Below are 22,054 nucleotides of genomic sequence, written 5' to 3'. Positions count from 1 at the left end.
TCTTGGTGAGTGTGTTTTAGTCGACTTCATTCTATCAATTTGGGTATCTCTTTTTCTATACTTCGCATACAAAAAAGTGTTGGAAGAAAATCGGAGATTTTCCACCAACACTAAATATTGTAGAACCGCTTTTTTGAGTGCGTTAGTCGTTATTGAAGCGGCGTTTCAGCCATGCAGATCCTCGATTAACAAACTGACGCATACGCTTTTCAGTTCTGGTCAAGCGGCTTTTTTCTTCATTTAAAGTCAGAACCTCTGCCAGATGACGCAATGCTTTTTTTTGTGGCAGCTGTTCTACGGCCAATGCTTCCAACAGTTCTTGATAGACTCGTTGGGGTTGATACTTTTCAAAGGCGACCGTCGCAAAGCTTGCCGCCTCTTGGTGAAGCAATGGGAAATCCCGCAAGCTTTTTTCTATCCGCACTGTCAATTCTGCCACATCACCGGAAGAATACAGCTCTCCACCACCAAAATAGTCAAAAGCCGAGCGATGACCGGGATTGTCCGACAAAATCACCGGTACGCCTTTTAGCAGAGCTTCAGCGTAGACCAAACCAAATGTCTCCATCTCAGAAGGCAAAACACAGAGATCCCTCTCTGTTACTTCCCCCCAAGGATCTGTCTTTTTCCCAGTAAAGGTGACAGTCGATAGGCGCTGTTCTTTGACGAAGCGGTCAACTTTTCGCTTGTAATCGTCATCCCAAGCGCCAATTAAAACCAGCTCCGGCCGCGGTTCTTTTAACCTCGTATAAGCCTGTAACAACTCCAGCTGATTTTTTCCTGGTGTCAAACGTCCAATGGAAACAATTCGCTGCTGTTTGCCACTTTTTAATGACTTTGTCGTGACCTCGGTGAAAGGCACAAAACTGCCAATCGTCTTTTTTGATGGCAAGAGTGTCTGGAGTTTTTTTTGCAGTTCCCCTTGAACAGCAAACAGCGCATCGCTGTTTTCAGCTACGAAATCCAGCTTGTCCAAATAATAGGCAAACTCGTTTTCCGGAAACTCATGGATCAACCAAAAATGACTCACTTCCTCACAAGCGGCTGCGACAGCTCCTTGAAACATATTCACCGTATTAGTAATCACTACTTGTATTTCTTTTTCTTTGATCAGCTGTCGCAAAGCACTGATATTGTCCCGGTAGGCCGCTGCTCGCTCGCCAGCAGTCCCGTATTTCAATCCTGGCGCTTCTTCCCACCACCACTTGTTTCGGGGAATAAATGTTACAGGAACGTCGATTTCTTTAAAATGAGCACGATAATCTTCTTCAAAATTAGGAAAAGAAGCTGGCGCAGCATTGTAAACGACATGCCCATTGTCTTTTAACAGCTTCATGAGATGATAGATTGAGATCTCCGCACCGTTGTCAAAGGTCCCACTAGGTGAAACAAATAATATTCGTGTCATTGAACTGCCCCCTTCTCATCAGATGCAAGCCATTTCTTGACATACGCCGTTAACTCATCGTGATGCCGGCTTGTGACACACTGTCTTTCAACTTCCTCAGCTGCCGCCTCTGCCAAACGCTGCCGTAATTCTCGACTACCGATTAGCAGCTCCAATGATTCTTCCCATTCGTCATCACTTGCCAGTAAACCAGTCTGACCGTCCTTGATCATTTCTTCAAAGGAACCCAAACGGCTAGCGACTGTGGGAACTTTTACCAATGCTGCTTCCAACCACTTAATCTCTGATTTTGCTTGATTGAAGATGGTATCAGTTAGCGGGGCTAAGTTAATATCTACGCGGCTGATCAATTCGGGCAACTGATGCCACTCTACATAGTCATGAATGATGATCCGTTTTTTAAAGGGCTGCAGATCCTGGGGCAGCTCCAGGTACCCCACAATATGGAGCTCTACATGCAAATAGCGGTTCATTAAACGAATCAGCGCCTCTTTGACCAACTCAAAATTTTCATTATGGGTGATAGAACCTGAAAAATAGCCAATCTTCACCGTGCTTTCTTCTGGTGTCGAATAGTCCTTCATAAACTGACGACTGATGTCTACCAGCTCTTTGGAAGCCAGATTACGATTCATCAATACAAAGGGACGATAATTGGATAGCTCTGTTTTTAAACGTGCCGTAGTGGTCACCGCTCCATCACAGAGTTCCAGCATTTTACCATAGCTCATAACTCCAGCATCATAATCGCCTTTCGCTCCGACTGACAGGCCTTGAGTATATGCCAGCTGGTCGGTATATTTCGTAGCGATTACCAAATCATCGATGTCATACAGGACGCCTTTTCCAAATTGCTTTGCCAAAGTGACCATTTGGCCTAAGACTTCTCGATACCCACAGCGATAAACAATAATCAAAAACGCCCTTTCAGCATCGGCTAATCGGAATTTAGAATTGTCCACTACTTTTACTGGATAGCCTAATGAACGCAGCTGCTCGGCTTTGTTTAAAACACGATAACGGGTGCATTGTGGAATTTGATTTTCAACGCCATCGATGATTAAAATGTACTGCTCCTGATCTTTCTTACGGATATCTTCCTGAATTTGGTGAATCACTGCCATCGGATAGTTTGTCTGTTGGTCAAGATAGGCGATTAAATCTGGTACTTCTGTCTGGCGCTTAAGGCCCTGCCACAAAAACTTTTCATTCGAATAATTCGCAAACGCACTGTATTTTACTAGTGGAATGCCTTTTTTTAACATGGTTAAAGGATGAATATACATTGCACTGTCGGCGTTGTGAGTCAGAAGAGCATCGGCTTTAAAGCCTAGATCAGTAAAGTGACGGGTAAAGACTGTCTCATGGCGACCAATCGCTTTTTCCCGTGAATTGGTATCTGTCAGCTGTTCCCAATAAGTCCAAAAGGCTGGACTATCCAGCAATGAATGTTCAATTGCTAAAAAATACGACTGCAAGTGTAACGGAATATAGCCATATTTGTTGTAACCGGTAATATCTGATTGCTCTTCCCCATAGGAGATTCCCCAAAAATCTAAACGGCGGGCAGCCATCTTGGAAAAAACTTGCTGAAGATTTCCAAAAGGACCAACATTGGTGTCATTGACCAGCAGCAGCTGATCATACGTGACCAACTGTTCTTTTCCTAAAAAGAGAATGCCCTCACGAAATGCAGCTGTGTCATAACCACTGTTTTCCCGACAATGCACCTGGCCATAGGTTGCCAATTTAGCTATATCTTTTTGGGGAAGCTCGCCATTGACGACAATTAAAATATCCGCGCAAAAGTCGGCCAAGCCTTCAAGAAAAAGCAGCTTGTATGTTTGCAATTGCGGTTGCTCTTCATAAATCACATAGATTAACTGACGCTTAGGATCAGTATAGTTGTTTTTACTTCTAGCTAAACTGCGATAAGGTCGATAGAGATAGCGCATCGGCGAAGGAATTTTTCGTGCCGTCCGTTTCATTCGTGACAGAACTCTTTTGACGAGGGGTTTTGCAGCACGAGGATTTCGGACAACCTTCAAGGCATATTTTGCCGGGCGAATGATCGCATTGCCCATGCGATAAGAACGGGAATGCAGCAGCGCGACCTGTTCTCCTTGGAGTCGCTGGATTTCCGTGTTGAGACGCTTAATTTCAGCTTCTGGTGATTGATTAGCCGGATCCCCAGTCAATTTTCCTTCAAGGGATTTGACATAGTCGGTGACTTCTTCAAGGTGATCTGTCAACTCAACCAAACGATCTTCCAACAACATGGTATTGTTTTCCAGCGCCGTAAAAATCTCATCTTTCCATTTAGGCACATGCTTTTTTAACAGATAAAAATAGACTTCGTAAAAGTTTTTGCGTTGGGTATGTCCGTCTCTTCTGGATATCGAATCCGGCAAGATACGGTAATTGAGTTTGACTTCTGGGGCATAGACTGGTTTTGCCCCGTTTTCCAAAATCAGCGTCATCAAAAAGTCCCAGTCTTCCAAAAACTGGCGGTTCAATGCCATATCGTAACGGGTTTCTTTGATCACGCTTCTTCTCAACAAGGAGGAATTATTGATGTAATTGCTCTGTAAAAAAGAAATCAGTTCAAACGCGTGACTTTCAACGTAAAATTTATCCTCATTGAAATCCCATAGATTTCCGTAAACGATGTCAGCAGCCGTCGCTTCGGCTTTTTCTACTAAGCGCTGCACGTAATCTTGTGGTAAGTAATCGTCGCTGTCGATAAAGAGCACAAAGTCCCCGGTTGTCTCTGCTAAACCCCGATTACGAACCGCACAAACACCGGCATTCTCCTGCTGTAAAAAGACTGTATTGGAAAAAGGCGACCGGCCAAGAACCTCTTGGATGATCGCCCCAGAACCGTCAGTTGAACCGTCATCGATGACAGTCAATCGAATGGCCGGATAAGTTTGTTTGAAAATGCTAGTCAGGCATTGTCTGATATATTTTTCATGATTGTAACAAGTCACAATAACAGAAACCTGCTTCATAATTTCCCTCTTATCTGTTTCGATTTTTTAGTACTTCTTTAGTGGGACAGATTTGCCAAATTATCCGACTTCCCAAATTCCGTTAGCAGTAAGGACACCACTGGCGGCGTCTCGTCGGCTGGAATTCAGAGTTTCATCTGGCGAAACAATAATTACCGGTGAATTGTCCGGACGATTAAAAGCTAATGGTCGCTGTGCATCGTCTCTGACAGAGACCGTCAAAGCCAGTTTACATGAATTGATACCCTTCAACTCACAACGATAACGCATCGTTTTATGCCCCGTACCTTTAAGCATTTGTTCCTGAGAATTGTCGTTATACATCCAGAAGCTGCGGTCGATGTCTGTCAGTGAAAAGGCCAGATAGGTTGTGATATCCTGCATGACATCGTAGCTCACTTCAAAATCAACGGTACGATTTTCACCAGTCAGTATTTCCGAGGACAACAGCCGCACGTTGACATTTTCTACGCTGGACAATTGGCGATCCGACTCGTTTTTTGCAGCATCCAATACCTCAGCTCCGGCTTGAACAACGTTATCCAATGAATACTGGTTGGCTACTTCATCCGGCGTTCCCAATACCTTGACTTTTCCCTTGTCGATCATCACCGCTCGGTTGCAATACTTACGCACGGCTTCCATCGAATGAGTTACCAGAATAATGGTCTTTTTCTCGGCTCGAGCTTGCATGAAATAATCGTTACATTTCCGCTGAAACGCTTCATCTCCCACCGCTAAGACTTCATCCAATACCAAAATATCACTCTTGGCCTGAATAGCAACAGAGAATGCCAAACGGACCTGCATCCCACTTGAGTAGTTTTTCAGCTTCTGATTCATAAATTCTGAAAGCTCGGCGAAACTGACAATATCCTCATACATTCCATCGATTTCTTTTTCAGAAAAGCCCAACATGGCACCATTTAGATAGACGTTTTCCCGTCCAGTCAGCTCAGGATTAAAACCCACCCCCAGCTCGATAAATGAAACCAAACGGCCGTCAATTTCAACAGTCCCATTTTCCGGCCAATAGATTTGACTGATAATCTTCAATAGCGTAGATTTCCCGCTGCCGTTACGGCCAACAACCCCGAAAAAATCGCCTTTGTAGACATCAAAGGAAATATCTTTCAACACTTGCTGCTCTTTATAGCCCTTGATCCCTTTTACTGTGTTGATGACCAGGCGTTTGAGACTATTGGTGCTCTCAGTAGGCAATTTAAAGGCCTTGCTGACATTTTTGATACTTACTGCTGTTTCTTTCATTAGATAATCTCCGCAAATTTTTTGGCATTTTTCTTAAAGTAACGATAGCCGATAAGTAAGATCACAAACGGCAGCAGATAAGGAATAATCGCCAACCACTTTTGATCCACCAGCTGCCAAATCGTCAAATTGGCTGGACTGGTCAATAAATGACGCATATCCTGAATAATCTGCGCCATTGGATTGAACAAAAGAAGCTGTCCAATCAAACGACTTTGATTAAGCACCATTGTTACCGGATAAATCAAAGGCGTGGCATACATCCCAATCTGCAAGATGACTTCCCAGATTGGACCAATATCACGAAAACGTACATAGATGGTGGCTAGAATAAAAGCCACACCTAACGCCAACGCGTAGAGTTCTATTAGCAACAACGGCGACACGATAGCTAACGGAGAAATTGTAACTCCATTAATCAAACCGAAAATAAAAACGATCACCAGACTGATCAAAAGATTAATCAGTGCATTCAGTGAGACCGACAAGACGATAATCTCTGTTGGGAAACTAAGCTTGCGGATCAGATCTCCTCGATTTACAATCGCCATCATTCCCATATTGGTAGTCTCCACAAAGAAATTCCATAAGACCATCCCCAACAACAACGCAATGGCAAAGTGCGGGACGTCCGCGCCGAAACGCAAAAATTTAATGAAGACGACATACATGACCGCAAACAGCATCAAAGGTTTCAACACCGACCAGATATAACCGATGGCACTTCCCTGGTAACGCAGCTTAAAGTCAGTTTTAACTAATTCTTTCAGTAGGATCAGATTTTTTCGTTCAAACATGCTTTTCTCCTGTTGGATCCGGCAGACTGTCCACCAGCCGCCAGATTATTATGGAAAGATTATACCGGACAACCGGCTCTTACTCAACCTTTGTAACGTCAGCTTTACTTTCAGATAACATTTCAGATAAAGCTGTCTGCCAAGTTGGAATCACAAATCCCAGTGCCTCCGCCTTGCTTAAGTCCATCACTGAATACTGAGGGCGGCGCGCTTTTTGCGGATATTCCGCAGAAGTCACCGGAGCTACTTCCACTGTGGTATCTTTCAGGATTTCCTTAGCAAATTCATACCAGCTGCAGGAACCTTCGTTGGACAAATGGTAAATTCCAAAGGGCGCTTGCTTTTGAACAACGAATGTCATGAATTCTGCCAATGTCCGGGTCCAAGTAGGACGGCCAAATTGATCATTGACAACAGTCAGCTTGGAGTGGCTTTTTGCCAAGCGCTGCATGGTAAAGACGAAATTATTGCCATAATTTCCGAAAACCCAGGAGGTTCGAATAATATAATAATTATCCATGATAGCTGCCACTGCTTGTTCTCCCAGCAGTTTGGTGCGGCCATATTCGTTCAGCGGTGCCGGAGTATCAGATTCTTTATACGTATGCTCTTTTTTGGCTCCGTCAAAAACATAATCAGTGCTGATATAAACCAAGGTCGCGCCTACTGCTTTTGCGGCTTCAGCGACATTGCGAGTGCCGTCAACGTTGATCAATTCATCCAACGCCTTACTTTCCTCTTCCGCTTTATCAACTGCGGTATACGCAGCACAGTGATAGATCACTTCAGGCTTAAGCTCTTCAATAACCTGGTGCGTCTGTTTGACATCCGTGATATCCATTTCTGAAGAATCAGTGGACACATAGGTCACTTGCTGTTCATCCAACAGCTTTCTTAGTTCAGTCCCCAATTGGCCATTTCCGCCGGTAATCAAAATCATCTTTGTTCCTCCGTTCTTGCCGCCTTTGCAAAGAGCGCTTTTCAACTTCCTACAAAGTTTATGCCCTTTGAAAAAGGCAGGTACGCACCTGCCTTAGCTGTCTTTTTTATGATTGCTTCAATGCTATTTATTGCCCGTTTTCCGCATATTTTGCTTCAACCGCTGCTTTTTCTGCTTGCCACCATTCGCGATTGTTCATATACCAATCAATAGTGTCTGCCAGACCTTCCTCAAAGTTGGTAAACTGAGGTTGCCACCCGAGTTCTTCTTTCAGTTTAGTGGCATCAATCGCATAGCGCAAATCGTGTCCGGGACGATCGTTGACGTGATCATAGTCTTGAGCATCTTTTCCCATCAGACGTAAGATCAACTCCAACACTGTTTTGTTGTCTTTCTCACCATCCGCACCAATCAGATAGGTTTCGCCAATGGTTCCTTTTGTTAAGATCAACCAAACTGCTGCTGAATGATCCTCGGTATGGATCCAATCGCGAACATTCTTTCCATCTCCATACAGTTTAGGCCGTTCACCGCTTAAAATATTCGTAATCTGGCGGGGAATAAATTTTTCAATATGTTGGTAAGGACCATAATTGTTTGAACAGTTGGAAATGGTCGCTTGCAGACCGAATGAACGCACCCAAGCCCGTACTAACAGATCTGATCCCGCTTTTGAAGCCGAATATGGGCTAGAAGGATTATAAGGTGTGTGGTTGGTGAACTTCTCACCAGGTCCCTCTCCATGCCCCGGTAAATCTTCTCGCAAAGGCAGATCACCGTAGACTTCATCCGTTGAAACGTGATGGAAGCGGACACCCTTTAGTCGACAAGCTTCTAAAAGAGTGAAGGTGCCTACCAGATTCGTCTGAATAAAAGGAGATGGGTCTTGTAACGAATTGTCATTGTGAGACTCAGCCGCATAATGCACAACGGCATCAGCTTCAGCCACTAAAGAATTAACCAACTGTGCATCCGCAATATCTCCCACCACTAATTTTACTCGATCAGTTGGTAATCCTGCTAAGTTTTCCCGATTTCCGGCATAGGTCAGCTTATCCAATACCGTGACGTGGACTTCTGGATGATGTTTCACAACATAATGGACAAAATTAGAACCGATAAAACCGGCGCCCCCGGTTACAATAATATTCTTCATAGATCACACTCCCTAAACATAATGCTGGTCACAAAGACACTTGCGACTCAAGTAAGTAGCATATCTGACAACGATTAGAACCCCACCTCTGTCAGATTTCTCCGTAAATAAAAAGATTCTCTTTCTCAAATTCTTTAAAACTCGGATGATTTTGGTCTTTTTCCGATAAGATAGCTTTGCTGATATCCAGCGGCCAGTCGACGGCTAATGTAGGATCATCAAAAGCAATGCCAGCGTCAGCTTTGGCGTCGTAGTAACGATCACATTTATATAAGAAATTGACATTCGTTGTCAGCGTCACAAACCCATGAGCAAACCCTCGTGGCACTAATAATTGTCGTTGATTTGCTTCTGAAAGGATAAAACTTTCCCATTTGCCATAGGTTGGGCTGCCCTTACGCAAATCGACAATCACATCCAACAAAGCGCCAGTAACCACCCGCACCAATTTTGTTTGAGCCGACTCACCCATTTGAAAGTGCAGGCCGCGAATCACACCCGCTTGTGTAGACAGGGAATGATTGTCTTGTATAAAATCGTGCTGGATGCCAGCGGCTTTAAAGTCCGCTTCGGAATAACTCTCTGTGAAGAACCCCCGGTGATCTCCAAAGATCTGCGGTTCTACAATCAGTGCATCTTGTAAAGTTGTTTTAGTTATTTTGATTTTCCCCATTTGTTTTACTCACCTGCTAAACGGAGCATATACTGTCCGTATTGATTTTTTTTCAGAGGTTGCGCCAATTGGATTAATTTTTCTCGGTCGATATAGCCCATGCGATAGGCAATTTCTTCCAAACAGGCAACTTTCAAATTTTGACGCCGTTCAATCGTTGCGATAAAACTGGAGGCTTCCAATAGTGATTCATGGGTGCCGGTATCTAACCAAGCAAAGCCACGGCCCATGACTTCTACAGCCAACTTACCTTTTTCTAAATAGGCTTGATTGACGTCTGTGATTTCAAGTTCTCCTCTGGCAGAAGGCTTGATATTTTTGGCGATTTCAACAACCTCATTATCGTAAAAATACAGACCAGTCACTGCATAGTTTGACTTCGGTTCTTCCGGCTTTTCTTCAATGGAAACTGCCTGCATCTTCTCGTCAAATTCAACGACGCCAAAGCGTTCTGGATCATTGACGTGATAACCGAAAACTGTCGCCCCATCTGCTTTAGCCGCAGAGCGCTGCAACAGCTTAGATAGGCCACCACCGTAATAGATATTGTCACCTAAAATTAGACAAACACTGTCTTTTCCGATAAATTCTTCGCCAATCAGAAACGCCTGTGCCAGACCATCTGGACTAGGCTGTACTGCGTATTCAATGGATAGGCCCAAATCACTGCCGTCGCCAAACAGATCTTCAAACCGCGGCGTGTCTTGCGGCGTTGAAATAATTAGGATGTCACGGATTCCCGCCAACATCAAAACGGACATTGGGTAATAGATCATCGGTTTATCATAGATGGGCATCAGCTGTTTAGAAGTCGCTTTAGTCAAAGGATACAAACGTGTTCCTGAGCCACCAGCTAAAATAATACCTTTCATGGCAGATTCCTCATTTCTATTAGGTGATAGATTGCTTTGCGTAGTCTCTATTGCCTCAAACATTACCGGTGCAAAATAAAAACCCGCAACACGTATTATCTCACAAAAGACCAAAGTTAAAAACCAAAAACTTGTACTCTTATCTTCTTGTTCTGATTCTGCTCCTTAAAGACATCAATAAATTCCCCCGCCACACAAGCTTTTGACGGAAACTGGTGCTGCTAGCCAATTCACTTGAATTATTGCCGTGTCTCCGATACAAAGTCAGCGACTCCGGTAACAGACGCAACTTGTTTCCCGCCAATAAGCCAATCCACATGTCATGCATCGGAATTTTATCAGGGAAGGGTAAGATTTTTTCTTTTAACCGACTGCGAAAGGCCATCCCCGCACCGATATACCCATTGCGCCAGACGTTACGCCAAAAACCAGTCTTGACCTTTTTTAATTGAAAGTAAGAAGCATATTGTACTTTCAGCTGCTCATCTGTAACAGACAGATCTGAAACCACCACATCGACAGCCGGATTTTCAGCAAAAACCGCCTTGATCTTGGCAACTTTTTCCGGCAACCAGACATCATCTTGGTCCGCCAAAAAGACCAGTTCTCCCCTCGTATGCCGAATGCCATACTCGAAATTTTTAATCAGTCCTTTTCCCGGACCTTTTAGCACTTGAATGCGGGGGTCTTTGGCAGCATAGGAAGCCAATATCGCCACCGTTTCGTCTGTTGAACCGTCATCAGAGACGATGAGCTCATCTGTTTCTTCCAGTTGAACTAAAATCGAATCCAGCTGTTCTCGCAAATAGGCGGCGCCATTATACGTCGCCATGCAAACAGATATCAATTGCGCTCCCTCCTCATCTTCCAATACTCTTGCCAAGTCATTTTCCAAATCTGCCGATCCTTGACTTGAATAAACTGCTTGATTGTCCGCAAAAGAAGCTGTCGATGATGGCGTCTCCTGTTTGCTCTGTCATATTTGGCATAAAACAGACTTTCTCCGGCAAGAATCGACTGATAACGTGTCGCTGTGATATTTTGATAATTCAATACAGAAAGCGCATGAGCCATTTTTTCCTGTGAGACTTGAACACCTTTTTTTTCCTCAGATAGGCGGAAGAAAAACCAATGATCCAAAAAATCTAGTGGAAACGCCTCATTGAATCCGCCAATGCCTCGCAAATATTCCAATGAAATCCCACAGCCGGAATTAACGGCCATCACTGGTTCTCGATGCTCACCAGGGGTTGCTGGAAGTGTATTTCGCCCGATATATCCAGAAGCCAACAGCGGCGACAGTTGCCGTTTATCAGCAAAAAGTCTTGGGACAATCACCGGCACCGACTCATCAAAGGGCCACAAGCGTACTTCCGCCAGATAGGCCGCTGTCAACTGCGTATCCTGATCCAACAGCAACAAGCGATCATGCTTGGAACCTGCTAATTCGATTGCTTTATTATAGGCGACAGCCAAGCCAGCATTTTTCTTGTCGTGAATATAATGCACACCTCTTGTAGCAAAGAAAGGATCTGTTTGTGGGAGTGGGCTGTTGTCGTAGAGTAACAAACTGCCCTGTCCTTTTTGGCAAAAGTCTTCTAAAACAGGTAAAAGTGGTGACTCCCGCCACCGTTGCCGGTACAGAACCACCACTATAAACAGCCGATTCATCATTTAGAAAAACCTCCATCCCCATTTTCCAAAAAATTTACCCATGGATGACATGAAGATTCGGAACAACCGAAAACTCTTATGGGCCCCTTTCCCGTACAAATGAGTCACGTTGGCTTCCGGAGTGTATAAGATTTTGTCCCCGTTCTTGCCAAAACGCAGGCACAAATCATTGTCTTCAAAATACATGAAGAAGCGTTCATCAAATCCGCCAATCTCTTTAAACTTCTCAAGATCCACCAACATAAAACAGCCAGAACCCATTTTGATATAACTGTCTTGGTCGTCTGGCAAACTACGGCATTCAAAATCTGCCAAGCGTTTATTGAAGAGTCGATTCAAAAAGCCAATGGAAACAAAGCGCAGAAAATAATCGAAAACAGCCAAACGATGCCGCACCAGGTATTGGGTGCTGCCATCCCCATTCAAGACTTTGGGACAAACTGCGGCAAGGTCCTGTGCTTTGATTTTATCCACCATCAGGGAAACATCTTTTTCAGCGACCAAAATATCTGGGTTGCAAATAATCCCATAGCGATTTTCAGCGGTCAGCAAGACCCGGTTGTGACCATAACCAAATCCCCGATTTTCGCCAGACTCAATCAGTCTGACAAAAGGATAAGTTGCCAGTTTTTTCCGATAGTCGGCTTCAGAGCCATTGTCATAAATTACCACTTCGTATGCGCCACTAGGGATCAGTTCTTCTTGCAGCTTATCCAAAGTTAAAAAAATATCTTTGCTGTTATATGTCACTATACTAATAATAATTTTATCCATCACTACAGTCCTAAACATCTGAATTGGCGACTGCCGTCAGATCATTGTATTTTTTTGTTTGGCAGAAGCTGCCGCAAAACCCAAGAAACTGAACATGACCGGCACCCATTGAACGACCATCAGACTATCTTCCATGAAACAGTAGCCCAACACCAGGAAGAAGGCGATTAGACAGCTGATTTGACAGTCGGTAAGTGCTACTGCTTTGTTCTTCAACTTTAAAATATAATAACTCAGTCCGGAATTCAAGAAGAGATACCCAAGGATTCCGAAATTACACAGCAAGTATAAATAACTATTATGGGTGCTCAGCAAATGACGCCCATAAAGAAACGGCTTCTGTCCTGCCAAAATCGCCTGAGGTTCTTGTAACCACTGATTGAAAAAAGCCCGCCAAATATCTTCACGTCCAGTAAAGACATTGATTGTCTCAGAATCGGCAATCCAATACGTGATAATCGGTGCCAAAATAAAAATCAGTGAAAATCCCCAGAGCCAAAAACGTCGCTTACTCAGCATCTTTTTAGGCAACAATGTGTCTAAAATCATAAATGCCAACAAAATTAGAAATGAAGTGCGTGATTGGCAGCCCCAAGTCCCCAACAGCCCCAAAAGATATAGGATGCCAGTAAAGATGACGCTGTGTTTTATACCTAGTGATTTGATCATTATGGCGGAAGTTATCGTACAGAACAAAAGAACTGCACCGATAACATTGACATTGATCCAGATTTCTTTCAAAGAATTATCTAACGTGAAGAAGTTATGCAATAATTCTGCATTGTATAAGTGTTTAAAGAGTCGAAACAGATTCAGCCCCATAATGCTGACAGAAATAAACAACAACAACTCTTGATCAAGCTTATCAAAGGGTGTCATTTTACAAGCCATTACAAACAGCACTATCACACTTGGAATAATTGACATGTCCAAGGTCTCCGCATGCCGATATCCAGCCGTATAGAGATTCAATAGGACGTTCGCTGCTGCTAATGCCAATAAGGCCCAGTCGCATCTTTGAAGCTTTCGGACGTTTAACAAAACCACCACCAGCATCAGACCACCCAACCAATAGGCCGAATCGCTGAAAACAGGTTGGACCAATTTGTGATTGATTCCTAATAACCAGAAACTGTAAGAAACTCCAATAGTAAACAAGATCAATAATGAACTGATCCGATGAATGACTTTTTCCATAACCCTTCTTCACTCCTGCAATACGCGTCTTTTCAATACAACCTAGTATACAATAAAACTCTGCCCCTGTCCGGCAAGTTTGAGAAAACATTATTTTTTGCTGTGACTCTGCTGCCCTCCGCTTCAAAAATCCGCTTTCCTTTTAACTTTTCACAACCTTTTTATGTTATCTGTCCCCTTTGAAAGATGACACCCGTGCCAAGCCTCTTTTCAGAAAATCCCCAGAAGACCGCTCCTTCATCAATCCGCCAATTATCTGGGACTCATTAAATAAAAAAACAGCAATGGGACTGAAACCCTAATTGCTGTTCAAAGTTTATGATTTTATTAAGGATAGATCCGGTTTAACAGACGTGGGAAGGGAATAGCTTCTCGGACGTGTTCAATACCTGCAAGCCAAGTTACTGTCCGTTCCAACCCAAGGCCAAAACCAGCATGCGGCACAGAGCCGTATTTCCGCAGATCCAAATACCAAGAGTATTCATTTTCGTCTAAGCCGTGCTTTTGAATTTCTTCCAACAAGTATTCGTAATCTGTCGCCCGTTCACTGCCACCAATGATTTCCCCATAGCCTTCCGGGGCAATCATATCGGCGCAGATCACAACGTCGTCTCTAGTTGGATGAGGCTTCATGTAAAACGGTTTGATTGCTTTTGGATAATTCAAAATGAATACCGGCTGGTCAAAGGAATTGGCAATAAACGTTTCATGAGGAGAGCCGAAGTCATCCCCCCACTCAATATCATCAAAGCCATTTTTCTTCAATAGTTCTACAGCATCATCATATGAAATACGTGGATAAGGCAGCTTGGTGTATTTTTCCAAAACTTCTCGGTCACGACCAAGGACGTGTAATGCGTAGTCACAGTTATCCAGTACGCTTTGAACCAGATACGCAACATACTGTTCTTGCACTTCCAAACTTTCTTCTTGATGTGTAAATGCCATTTCTGGTTCAATCATCCAAAATTCAATCAGATGACGACGAGTCTTGGATTTTTCAGCACGGAAAGTCGGTCCGAATGAAAAGACTTTTCCAAAAGCCATTGCGGCAGCTTCCATGTACAGCTGACCAGATTGTGACAAATAGGCTTTTTGATCGAAGTAGTTGGTCTCGAACAAATCAGTTGTTCCCTCTGGTGCTGACCCTGTCAAAATCGGCGGATCAATTTTAATGAAGCCATGGTTGTTGAAAAATTCATAGGTGGCACGGATTAACTCGTTTCGAATCTGCATGATTGCATGTTGTTTCGAAGAACGCAACCACAAATGACGATGATCCATCAAAAAGTCCGTTCCGTGTTCTTTCGGTGTGATGGGGTAATCATGACTTTCTCCCACCACTTCAATGCCATTGATTCCAATCTCATAGCCGAATTTGGAACGACTATCTTCCCGAATCTCACCGGTAATCAAAACCGCTGTTTCTTGATTCAGGTTTTTAGCCAATTGGAACACTTCTTCTGGAACTTCGCTTTTTACAACGATTCCTTGAAAATACGCCGTACCATCCCGCAGCTGTAAAAAAGCGATTTTGCCGCTTGAACGCTTGTTGGCAACCCAGGCACCGAGCTGAACGGTTTGTCCTACGTGGTTTTTTGCATCAATAATTTGAATTTGTTCCACAGTTGTCTCTCCTGTCTTTTTGTTATCAAAACTGATTTTAATCTTTTATAAGGGATTTTTCAACAACCAACCGTTTATTTATCAGCTTTCAAAAGAATCGTCTCCCGTTATTTGTATTTTAAGCATCTTAAATAGGTGGCTGTTTATCAAAAAAAGCTGTCTAACTGTTGGTGATTTCAAATCCGTAACCAACATGAATCATCTCATGCAGGTCACTTGGATCAGATGCCAACAGTCAGACAGCTTATACGTCCACTTGGTTTTCAAAAAAGTTGCTTAGAAGCTTAACGAATCCGTTTTTCTTCAACAAATGCATTGATTCGTTTGACTGCTTCTTCTAAAGTTTGCCAGTCGGCTGCATAGCTGATACGCAGATTCTCCGGTGCACCAAACCCTGCCCCGGTAACCGTCGCAACGTGAGCGTCTTCTAACAAGTCATTGACAAAAGTAGTGACATTGCTATAGCCACACAGTTCCATGGTTCCCTTAACATTAGGGAAGAGATAAAAGGCGCCTTGTGGTTTGGTGAGTTTCACTCCGGGAATCGCCGCAACCAAGGGATACAACTTGTTCAGTCGTTCTTCAAAAGCCAAGCGCATGTCTTCCACAGAATCCTGCTCGCCTGTCAGAGCTTCCAAAGCTGCATACTGACTGGCTGCGGTGGGATTGCTTGTGGATTGAGAGGTGATCTTCGCCATTGCCGCGATGATTTCCTTGTTCCCAATGGCAAAGCCAATGCGCCAGCCGGTCATGGAATAAGTTTTGGAAACACCGTTAATTACCAATGTATTTTTGCGGATTTCTTTACTGATGGACGCGATTGGCGTGAAATGATTGCCATTGTAGACCAGCCGTCCGTAAATATCGTCTGCAATAATCAAAATACCATTTGCTACCGCCCATTCTCCAATAGCCCGCAATTCATCTTTTGTGTAAATCATTCCTGTCGGATTAGAAGGTGAATTCAACAGCATGGCTACTGTTTTGTTTGTTCTGGCAGCTTCCAACTGCGCAACAGTCACCTTGAAATCATTTTCCATCGCAGCCTCTACAAAAACTGGAATCCCTTCTGCCAGTTTGATCTGCTCAGCATAGCTCACCCAATACGGAACTGGAATGATGACTTCATCTCCGGCATCCAAAATTGTTTGAAATAACGCGTAAAGCGCAAATTTTGCACCATCAGTTACGATGGTTTCTTCAATCTGATAGTCGATTCCATAATATTTTTTCATATAATCAACGACTGCCCGTCGCAACTCAGGAATACCGGCGGCTTGTGTATAGTAGCTAGCTTCGCCACTACGAATCGAAGTAATCGCAGCATCCTGGATGTTCACCGGTGTTGGAAAATCCGGTTCTCCAACAGTCAAACTCAACACATCGTAGCCCTCAGACTTTAGTTGCTTGGCTTTGGCTGCTGCTGCCAAAGTGACAGATGGTTCCAATTTCTGTGCCCGTTGCGATAACTTCATATACATACCCGCTTCCTTTTATTTGTCCAAAACTGATTACATACTCGTAATCAAATATTGCTGATTTTTTTGATTTCTTTACCCTCTTCATAAGACAGCAATAAAAAGTTTACTGCGCCATCTCCAGATTCACTCGTAACCTCCCAGACAGGTTTCTCGTCAAACATTCCCAGGCTGGCCTTCATCACCTGTTCATCAGGATATGCTTGTGCCGCTTTTTGTAGTGCCTGCAGCTCGGTAATGCCATCTTTTTGATTCAAAACTTTGATTTTATCGCCGTCTTTCGGCATGATAACCGCAATTTTTGAACCATTTTTATCTTTTCCTAAGAGACTGAAATAGGTTTTCTCACGAGTGAACCAGTAAAATTCGTCCACTGTGTCCAGATCAGTATATTTTTTAGCCATCGTCGTTGCTTCGTCTTTTGCCTGTGCCAAAGGTCGGCTGCTACGGTAAAACAGCGAAACAAATCCAATGATTACAAATACCAACACCAGTGTTAATACCAACAGAATCCATTCTAAACGATGTCCTTTTTTGCTGCTTGTTTCCATAATGTCACTCCTGACTTTGCAAACCAGCTGGTAGAAGACGAACATTCCATACTGAGTATGACGTCTTCAAACGCTTTTATATGGTTTTTTCATTATAACAGATTTTTTTGCATATTTAATCATCTTTTGCTGCGGTTCGCGAATTTTTTAAAAATTCTTCCAATTCGAGTTTAGTCTCTTCGGTAGAAAGTTCTTGTAGCGGGACCTTTTGAGGGAATGCTTTTGCCAACTTGCGTCCGTATTTTGTCGTCACTAGCCGTCGATCCAAGATCACCATTACCCCTCGATCGTCATTCCCTCGTACCAAGCGTCCATAAGCTTGTCGCAGTCGCAAAGCTGCTTGGGGAATCGCTTCTTCAAAAAACGGATCAATCCCCCGAGACTGCAAATACCGATTGCGGGCTGCCGTCAACGGCCGTTTCGGATTCGCAAATGGCAGCCGCGTGACAATCAGAACTTCCAGCCGCTCTCCTGGAAGATCGACACCCTCCCAAAAGCTGTCCGCTCCCAATAGGACGCTGTCTTTGGACAGGCTGAAACGCCGCAACAGTTTCTCCCGACTACCGCCTACACCTTGCGCTAAAATTTCCCGGCCTTCAGCCAGAAATTTCATATGAAGCCGCTCATAAACTCGCTGCAAACTGTCATGGGAGGTAAACAGCACCAGTACTGGTTTTTGCACCGACCGCAGGATTTCTTCCACTGCTTTTGCCAGATAGTCGCCGTATTCTTGAGAGGTCAGCTGCTTAACTGAAATTCCTTTATCCGGCAGAATGGCCCGCGTCTGTTTTGGATAATCAAAAGGTGCTTGAATAATCTTTACCGGTGCCTCCGCAATTCCCAAACGTTCCGGAAAATAATGGCGATTGCCGCCAATTTTTAAAGTACCGCCGATATACAGGATGCGCTCATAACGTTCATACCACTTGGTCCGAGGCAAGAGTGGTGCGGAAAAGTCCGTCAGTTGAAAATCACCAGTGATTTGATTACTGTTGAGTTTTAGCCAATGAACCAGTTCTCCTGACCACTCCTCAAACCACCGAGTCATGATTTGCCCTTGATGGGTGACCTCTTGCAACAGCTCGAACAATTCTCTCACCATTTTTTTCTCAGAGACCACCAAAGCGCTGTTGACAGCATTTATTTGTCGTCGTAGTTTTTCGGCCACCTGTTCTGCTTCTTGATAGTATAGAAGCAACTTTTTTTGAGACTTTTGTGCTGCTAATGGTAACTGTTGGAGATCATCAAAGCTCACCACCAATTCCGAGCGTGTCTCTTCAGCTTTTAGCTGATAAAGATGAGTGATGACTACTTCTTGCATCTCAACAATTGCTTCCAGCTCCTGCTGATAAAGCCTCACTGTCGCTAGAATTTCTGGCTTCTGGGCAAACAAATTTTCAAGTTGAGAAAACAGTCCGTTTTCCCCATTCAGTCCGCTGACTTGCCGTCGAAAAGCAAAAGTCGCCACTTGCTGCCGCTCGGCTTTTTCACAGTTATCCGGCAGATGATGGGCTTCATCAATTAGTAAAAAACGACTTTTCGGTAATTGAAATTCCTCTCGCAAAGATTCTCTGGCTAAAAACGCATGGTTAACTATCAAAAGATTGCTCTGGGTCATACGCTTGTGTAAAAAGCGCAGAAAGTCATGGGCATAAAACGGACTCTCGTGATCCAAAAAAGCTGTGCCACGATGGCCAGTTTCGCTAAAGAAAGGATGATCGAGTCGAATCAGATTCAGTTCATCCAAATCACCGGTCTCGGTTTTAGTCAGCCAAACTAAAACCGCCATTTGGTACAGTAAATACTGCTTTTGAGCTGACGGCTGCTGCAAGGTAATGGCAAATCGAGCCAAGTCGAGATAGTGGCGTTGTCCTTTAATAACGGTAGCGACAAAGGGTTGTGGCAATACTTTGTTTACCAATGGCAAATCCTTTTGAACTAACTGGTCCTGTAGTAAAAGTGAAGCTGTACTCACAATCAGAGGATTCTCTGGCGTTGCCAAAAAACCGGTTGGAAACAAGTATCCGATGGTTTTGCCCATCCCTGTCGCTGCCTCAATGAATAGATTTTTAGGATCAGGTGTTTCATCTGATAAGGCTTCTTCACCACTGAAATGGCGATATACCAGATTCATTAGTCGGGCTTGTTCTTTGTGAAAAATCAATTGTCCGTCAAAAAGCTGCTCTTTGCCTTTTTTCTTAGTCGGATACTTGCTTTCATACAACTGCTCTTCAAACAACGGAACCTGCTTATTTTTTAGCGCAATTCCTGACACAACAACCAAATCTTCAGGTAGTGATCGGGTTTGTCTCCGCATTTCTGCGACATTTTTTTGAATGAACTGACCGGTCTGCATACCCGTCTGACCAGACAGTTGTGCAATTTTTTCCATCGTAACTAGCGGCAGCCCGCGCATCACTTGTTGGATATACAGCAGCAATGCTCCAGTCACCTCGGCATCGCTGTCTGCCTGATGAGGATTGTCATGGCTGAGACCTAAACTATCAGCCAGATCTTTCAAACGAAAACTCGTCGCTGTCGGCAGGAAAATTTGGGCCAGCTCCACGGTGTCAATTCCTGGAATCGTCATTTCCGGTACGCCACAACGAGCAAATTCATGATTTAAAAACTGATAATCAAAATAAATATTATGCGCCACAAAAACAGTATCCGCCAATAAATTAGCAATCGTAAACGCAATATCTTCAAAATATGGTGCCTTTTGCACGCGGGCATTCGTAATCTTCGTCAAATTTTGAATCTGCTTTGAAATTTTCTTTCCTGGATTGACATCGGTCGCAAAACGATTGATAATCCGGCCATCTTTAATCAAAACACAGCCAAACTGAATGATTCGGTCCTTTTTCGGGTCGGTTCCGGTCGTCTCGATATCCACCACCGCATAAATGTCTTCGCTTGGCATATTTGTCATCCTCTCTACTGCATCGAGAAAAATTATACTACACCCATCTAGCATGGAGCAACCGCGGTCCTTACTTATCCTTAATCACCACTGAAAATCATCAAAAAAGGACTGCACTTTATAAACTATCAAAAAATAGTTACCTAATCGTTGCGTCAGAGTCCGTAGAGGGAACATTTCCATCCGGAGAAAGTCTGTATTTGAAATTTTTTAACAATGAAAAGAAGCCACTTCGATTCTTTAACAGAAGTGGCTTCTTTTTATTGTGGCTCACATTTGGTCGTGTTTCTTTTAAAGAAGTGTGACCAGATGCTTATCACAAACCTTTTTGGTAACTGCTTGCCTTAATCCAATCCGATTTCATCACGAACGATCTTAGCAATTTTTTCTACATAATAGTTAACTTTTTCATCAGTTGGGGCTTCTGCCATCACTCGCAGGAGCGGCTCTGTCCCAGAAGGTCGCACGAGGATCCGACCCTCGCCATTCATTTCCGCTTCGGCTTCATCAATGACTGCTTTAATAGCCGGAACTTCCATGGCCCCGTCCTTATTAGATACGCGGATATTAACTAATTTTTGAGGATAAATCGTCACTTCTTCTGCCAACTCAGACAACTTCTTACCCGTCTGTTTCATGATATTCAACAACTGAATACCAGAAAGCATACCGTCACCTGTCGTGTTGAAATCTAAAAAGATCATGTGGCCGGACTGCTCGCCACCAAAATTATAGTCGTTTTTACGCATCTCTTCTACGACGTAGCGATCACCAACTTGTGTAATCACATCTTTTAAACCGATGCTTTCCACGGCTTTGTGAAAACCTAAATTACTCATAACCGTCGTAACGATGGTATCTTGTTTCAAGCGTTTTTTAGACGCCAGGTACTTGGCACAGATGTACATGATTTTATCACCGTCAACGATATTTCCCAATTCATCAACTGCAATAACACGATCGCCGTCACCATCAAATGCCAACCCAACGTCGGCGCCTTTCTCCAAAACAAATTCAGCCAGTTTTTCTGGATGGGTGGAGCCGACACCGGCATTGATGTTTAACCCATTCGGATTTGTTCCGATGGTATAAAATTCTGTCTCCAAATCAGCGAACAAACGATTAACAGAAGTCGCCGTTGCACCATTTGCCGCGTCCAAACAAACTTTAAGTCCTGAAAGATCACCGGGAATCGTTTGTTCCAAGAATTGGGAGTACTTCAGCAAGCCTTCAGGAAATTCTTCCACTGAACCTAGACCTTCTGCAGACGGACGTGGCAGCAAATCTTCTTTAGCATCCAAGAGAGCCTCGATTTCCAACTCTTGGTCATCCACCAGCTTGAAGCCGTCGCCGCCAAAGAATTTGATGCCGTTGTCTTGAGCAGGATTATGAGAAGCTGAAATCATAACACCGGCGCTGGCTTTTTGCACGCGGGTCAAGTAAGCAACCCCAGGTGTAGAGATCACACCCAATTGAAAGACTTCGATTCCAACTGAAAGCAGTCCCGCAATCAAGGCATTTTCCAACATCTGTCCGGAAATCCGTGTATCTCGTCCAACTAGTACGCGGGGACGTTGATCTCCGCTTTCATGTTGACTTAAGACATATCCGCCGCAACGGCCAAGTTTAAATGCTAATTCCGGCGTCAATTCAACATTTGCTTCGCCTCTGACACCATCAGTTCCAAAATATTTTCCCATATTGA

General features: G+C 43.8%; 17 protein-coding genes. All 17 read right to left on the bottom strand.

The features are described 5' to 3' along the window. Positions 1 to 142: 142 nt before the first annotated feature. Positions 143 to 1,408 carry a glycosyltransferase family 4 protein gene (locus tag ACOMA8_RS10275; RefSeq protein WP_421370516.1) on the bottom strand — a complete coding sequence of 422 codons (1,266 nt, stop codon included), beginning with the start codon at positions 1,406 to 1,408 and terminating at the stop codon, positions 143 to 145. Further along, positions 1,405 to 4,419, bottom strand: coding sequence for a rhamnan synthesis F family protein (locus tag ACOMA8_RS10270; RefSeq protein ID WP_421370514.1), 3,015 nt, complete (start codon positions 4,417 to 4,419; stop codon positions 1,405 to 1,407). The genes ACOMA8_RS10275 and ACOMA8_RS10270 overlap by 4 nt, the downstream gene beginning before the upstream one ends. 60 nt (positions 4,420 to 4,479) lie before the next feature. Further along, positions 4,480 to 5,688 carry an ABC transporter ATP-binding protein gene (locus tag ACOMA8_RS10265; protein ID WP_421370512.1) on the bottom strand — a complete coding sequence of 403 codons (1,209 nt, stop codon included), beginning with the start codon at positions 5,686 to 5,688 and terminating at the stop codon, positions 4,480 to 4,482. After that, the gene (locus ACOMA8_RS10260; protein WP_161899572.1) at positions 5,688 to 6,485 is read right to left on the bottom strand and encodes an ABC transporter permease; all 798 of its coding nucleotides are present in this window, start codon (positions 6,483 to 6,485) and stop codon (positions 5,688 to 5,690) included. The genes ACOMA8_RS10265 and ACOMA8_RS10260 overlap by 1 nt, the downstream gene beginning before the upstream one ends. Before the next feature lie 79 nt (positions 6,486 to 6,564). Next, positions 6,565 to 7,425 carry a dTDP-4-dehydrorhamnose reductase gene (gene rfbD, locus ACOMA8_RS10255; protein ID WP_421370510.1) on the bottom strand — a complete coding sequence of 287 codons (861 nt, stop codon included), beginning with the start codon at positions 7,423 to 7,425 and terminating at the stop codon, positions 6,565 to 6,567. A gap of 127 nt (positions 7,426 to 7,552) precedes the next feature. Further along, complete coding sequence (gene rfbB / locus ACOMA8_RS10250) at positions 7,553 to 8,581, bottom strand: dTDP-glucose 4,6-dehydratase (RefSeq protein ID WP_421370508.1); 1,029 nt, start codon at positions 8,579 to 8,581, stop codon at positions 7,553 to 7,555. A 91-nt stretch (positions 8,582 to 8,672) separates the two neighbouring features. Continuing rightward, positions 8,673 to 9,254, bottom strand: a complete 582-nt coding sequence (gene rfbC, locus ACOMA8_RS10245) for a dTDP-4-dehydrorhamnose 3,5-epimerase (RefSeq protein ID WP_421370505.1) — start codon at positions 9,252 to 9,254, stop codon at positions 8,673 to 8,675. Between the two features lie 5 nt (positions 9,255 to 9,259). Further along, a complete protein-coding gene (gene rfbA / locus ACOMA8_RS10240; RefSeq protein ID WP_161899568.1) occupies positions 9,260 to 10,126 on the bottom strand; it encodes a glucose-1-phosphate thymidylyltransferase RfbA in 867 nt (288 codons plus the stop codon). Between the two features lie 139 nt (positions 10,127 to 10,265). Beyond that, the gene (locus ACOMA8_RS10235; RefSeq protein ID WP_421370502.1) at positions 10,266 to 10,973 is read right to left on the bottom strand and encodes a glycosyltransferase family 2 protein; all 708 of its coding nucleotides are present in this window, start codon (positions 10,971 to 10,973) and stop codon (positions 10,266 to 10,268) included. Next, a complete protein-coding gene (locus tag ACOMA8_RS10230; protein WP_421370500.1) occupies positions 10,970 to 11,800 on the bottom strand; it encodes a glycosyltransferase family protein in 831 nt (276 codons plus the stop codon). Before ACOMA8_RS10230 ends, ACOMA8_RS10235 begins: the two co-directional genes overlap by 4 nt. Continuing rightward, positions 11,801 to 12,574: a glycosyltransferase family 2 protein gene (locus ACOMA8_RS10225; protein WP_421370498.1), complete on the bottom strand. Its 774-nt coding sequence runs from the start codon at positions 12,572 to 12,574 to the stop codon at positions 11,801 to 11,803. 36 nt (positions 12,575 to 12,610) lie between these two features. Continuing rightward, the gene (locus ACOMA8_RS10220; protein WP_421370496.1) at positions 12,611 to 13,771 is read right to left on the bottom strand and encodes an EpaQ family protein; all 1,161 of its coding nucleotides are present in this window, start codon (positions 13,769 to 13,771) and stop codon (positions 12,611 to 12,613) included. Between the two features lie 327 nt (positions 13,772 to 14,098). Beyond that, a complete protein-coding gene (gene asnS, locus ACOMA8_RS10215; RefSeq protein WP_161899563.1) occupies positions 14,099 to 15,397 on the bottom strand; it encodes an asparagine--tRNA ligase in 1,299 nt (432 codons plus the stop codon). A gap of 284 nt (positions 15,398 to 15,681) precedes the next feature. Next, complete coding sequence (locus ACOMA8_RS10210) at positions 15,682 to 16,872, bottom strand: pyridoxal phosphate-dependent aminotransferase (protein WP_421370532.1); 1,191 nt, start codon at positions 16,870 to 16,872, stop codon at positions 15,682 to 15,684. Between the two features lie 50 nt (positions 16,873 to 16,922). Beyond that, complete coding sequence (locus tag ACOMA8_RS10205; protein ID WP_421370493.1) at positions 16,923 to 17,426, bottom strand: cell wall elongation regulator TseB-like domain-containing protein; 504 nt, start codon at positions 17,424 to 17,426, stop codon at positions 16,923 to 16,925. Positions 17,427 to 17,541: 115 nt separating this feature from the next. Continuing rightward, positions 17,542 to 20,349 carry a helicase C-terminal domain-containing protein gene (locus ACOMA8_RS10200; protein ID WP_421370530.1) on the bottom strand — a complete coding sequence of 936 codons (2,808 nt, stop codon included), beginning with the start codon at positions 20,347 to 20,349 and terminating at the stop codon, positions 17,542 to 17,544. Between the two features lie 344 nt (positions 20,350 to 20,693). Next, positions 20,694 to 22,049: a phosphoglucosamine mutase gene (glmM, locus tag ACOMA8_RS10195; protein ID WP_161899561.1), complete on the bottom strand. Its 1,356-nt coding sequence runs from the start codon at positions 22,047 to 22,049 to the stop codon at positions 20,694 to 20,696. Between the last annotated feature and the right edge of the window lie 5 nt (positions 22,050 to 22,054).

This window comes from Enterococcus infantis (genome assembly GCF_049166715.1).
Lineage (GTDB): Bacteria > Bacillota > Bacilli > Lactobacillales > Enterococcaceae > Enterococcus_C > Enterococcus_C leclercqii.
The sequence above is the reverse complement of the archived record's forward strand: the minus strand, read 5'-3'. Positions and strand labels throughout refer to the sequence as shown.

Coding starts and splice junctions, on each gene's coding strand:
- ACOMA8_RS10200 (WP_421370530.1), bottom strand. CDS start 20,349: ATGCCAAGCGAAGACATTTATGCGGTGGTGGATATCGAGACGACCGGA.
- ACOMA8_RS10270 (WP_421370514.1), bottom strand. CDS start 4,419: ATGAAGCAGGTTTCTGTTATTGTGACTTGTTACAATCATGAAAAATAT.
- rfbB (WP_421370508.1), bottom strand. CDS start 8,581: ATGAAGAATATTATTGTAACCGGGGGCGCCGGTTTTATCGGTTCTAAT.
- rfbD (WP_421370510.1), bottom strand. CDS start 7,425: ATGATTTTGATTACCGGCGGAAATGGCCAATTGGGGACTGAACTAAGA.
- rfbC (WP_421370505.1), bottom strand. CDS start 9,254: ATGGGGAAAATCAAAATAACTAAAACAACTTTACAAGATGCACTGATT.
- glmM (WP_161899561.1), bottom strand. CDS start 22,049: ATGGGAAAATATTTTGGAACTGATGGTGTCAGAGGCGAAGCAAATGTT.
- ACOMA8_RS10205 (WP_421370493.1), bottom strand. CDS start 17,426: ATGGAAACAAGCAGCAAAAAAGGACATCGTTTAGAATGGATTCTGTTG.
- ACOMA8_RS10265 (WP_421370512.1), bottom strand. CDS start 5,688: ATGAAAGAAACAGCAGTAAGTATCAAAAATGTCAGCAAGGCCTTTAAA.
- rfbA (WP_161899568.1), bottom strand. CDS start 10,126: ATGAAAGGTATTATTTTAGCTGGTGGCTCAGGAACACGTTTGTATCCT.
- ACOMA8_RS10225 (WP_421370498.1), bottom strand. CDS start 12,574: ATGGATAAAATTATTATTAGTATAGTGACATATAACAGCAAAGATATT.
- ACOMA8_RS10220 (WP_421370496.1), bottom strand. CDS start 13,771: ATGGAAAAAGTCATTCATCGGATCAGTTCATTATTGATCTTGTTTACT.
- ACOMA8_RS10275 (WP_421370516.1), bottom strand. CDS start 1,408: ATGACACGAATATTATTTGTTTCACCTAGTGGGACCTTTGACAACGGT.
- ACOMA8_RS10230 (WP_421370500.1), bottom strand. CDS start 11,800: ATGATGAATCGGCTGTTTATAGTGGTGGTTCTGTACCGGCAACGGTGG.
- ACOMA8_RS10260 (WP_161899572.1), bottom strand. CDS start 6,485: ATGTTTGAACGAAAAAATCTGATCCTACTGAAAGAATTAGTTAAAACT.
- ACOMA8_RS10210 (WP_421370532.1), bottom strand. CDS start 16,872: ATGAAGTTATCGCAACGGGCACAGAAATTGGAACCATCTGTCACTTTG.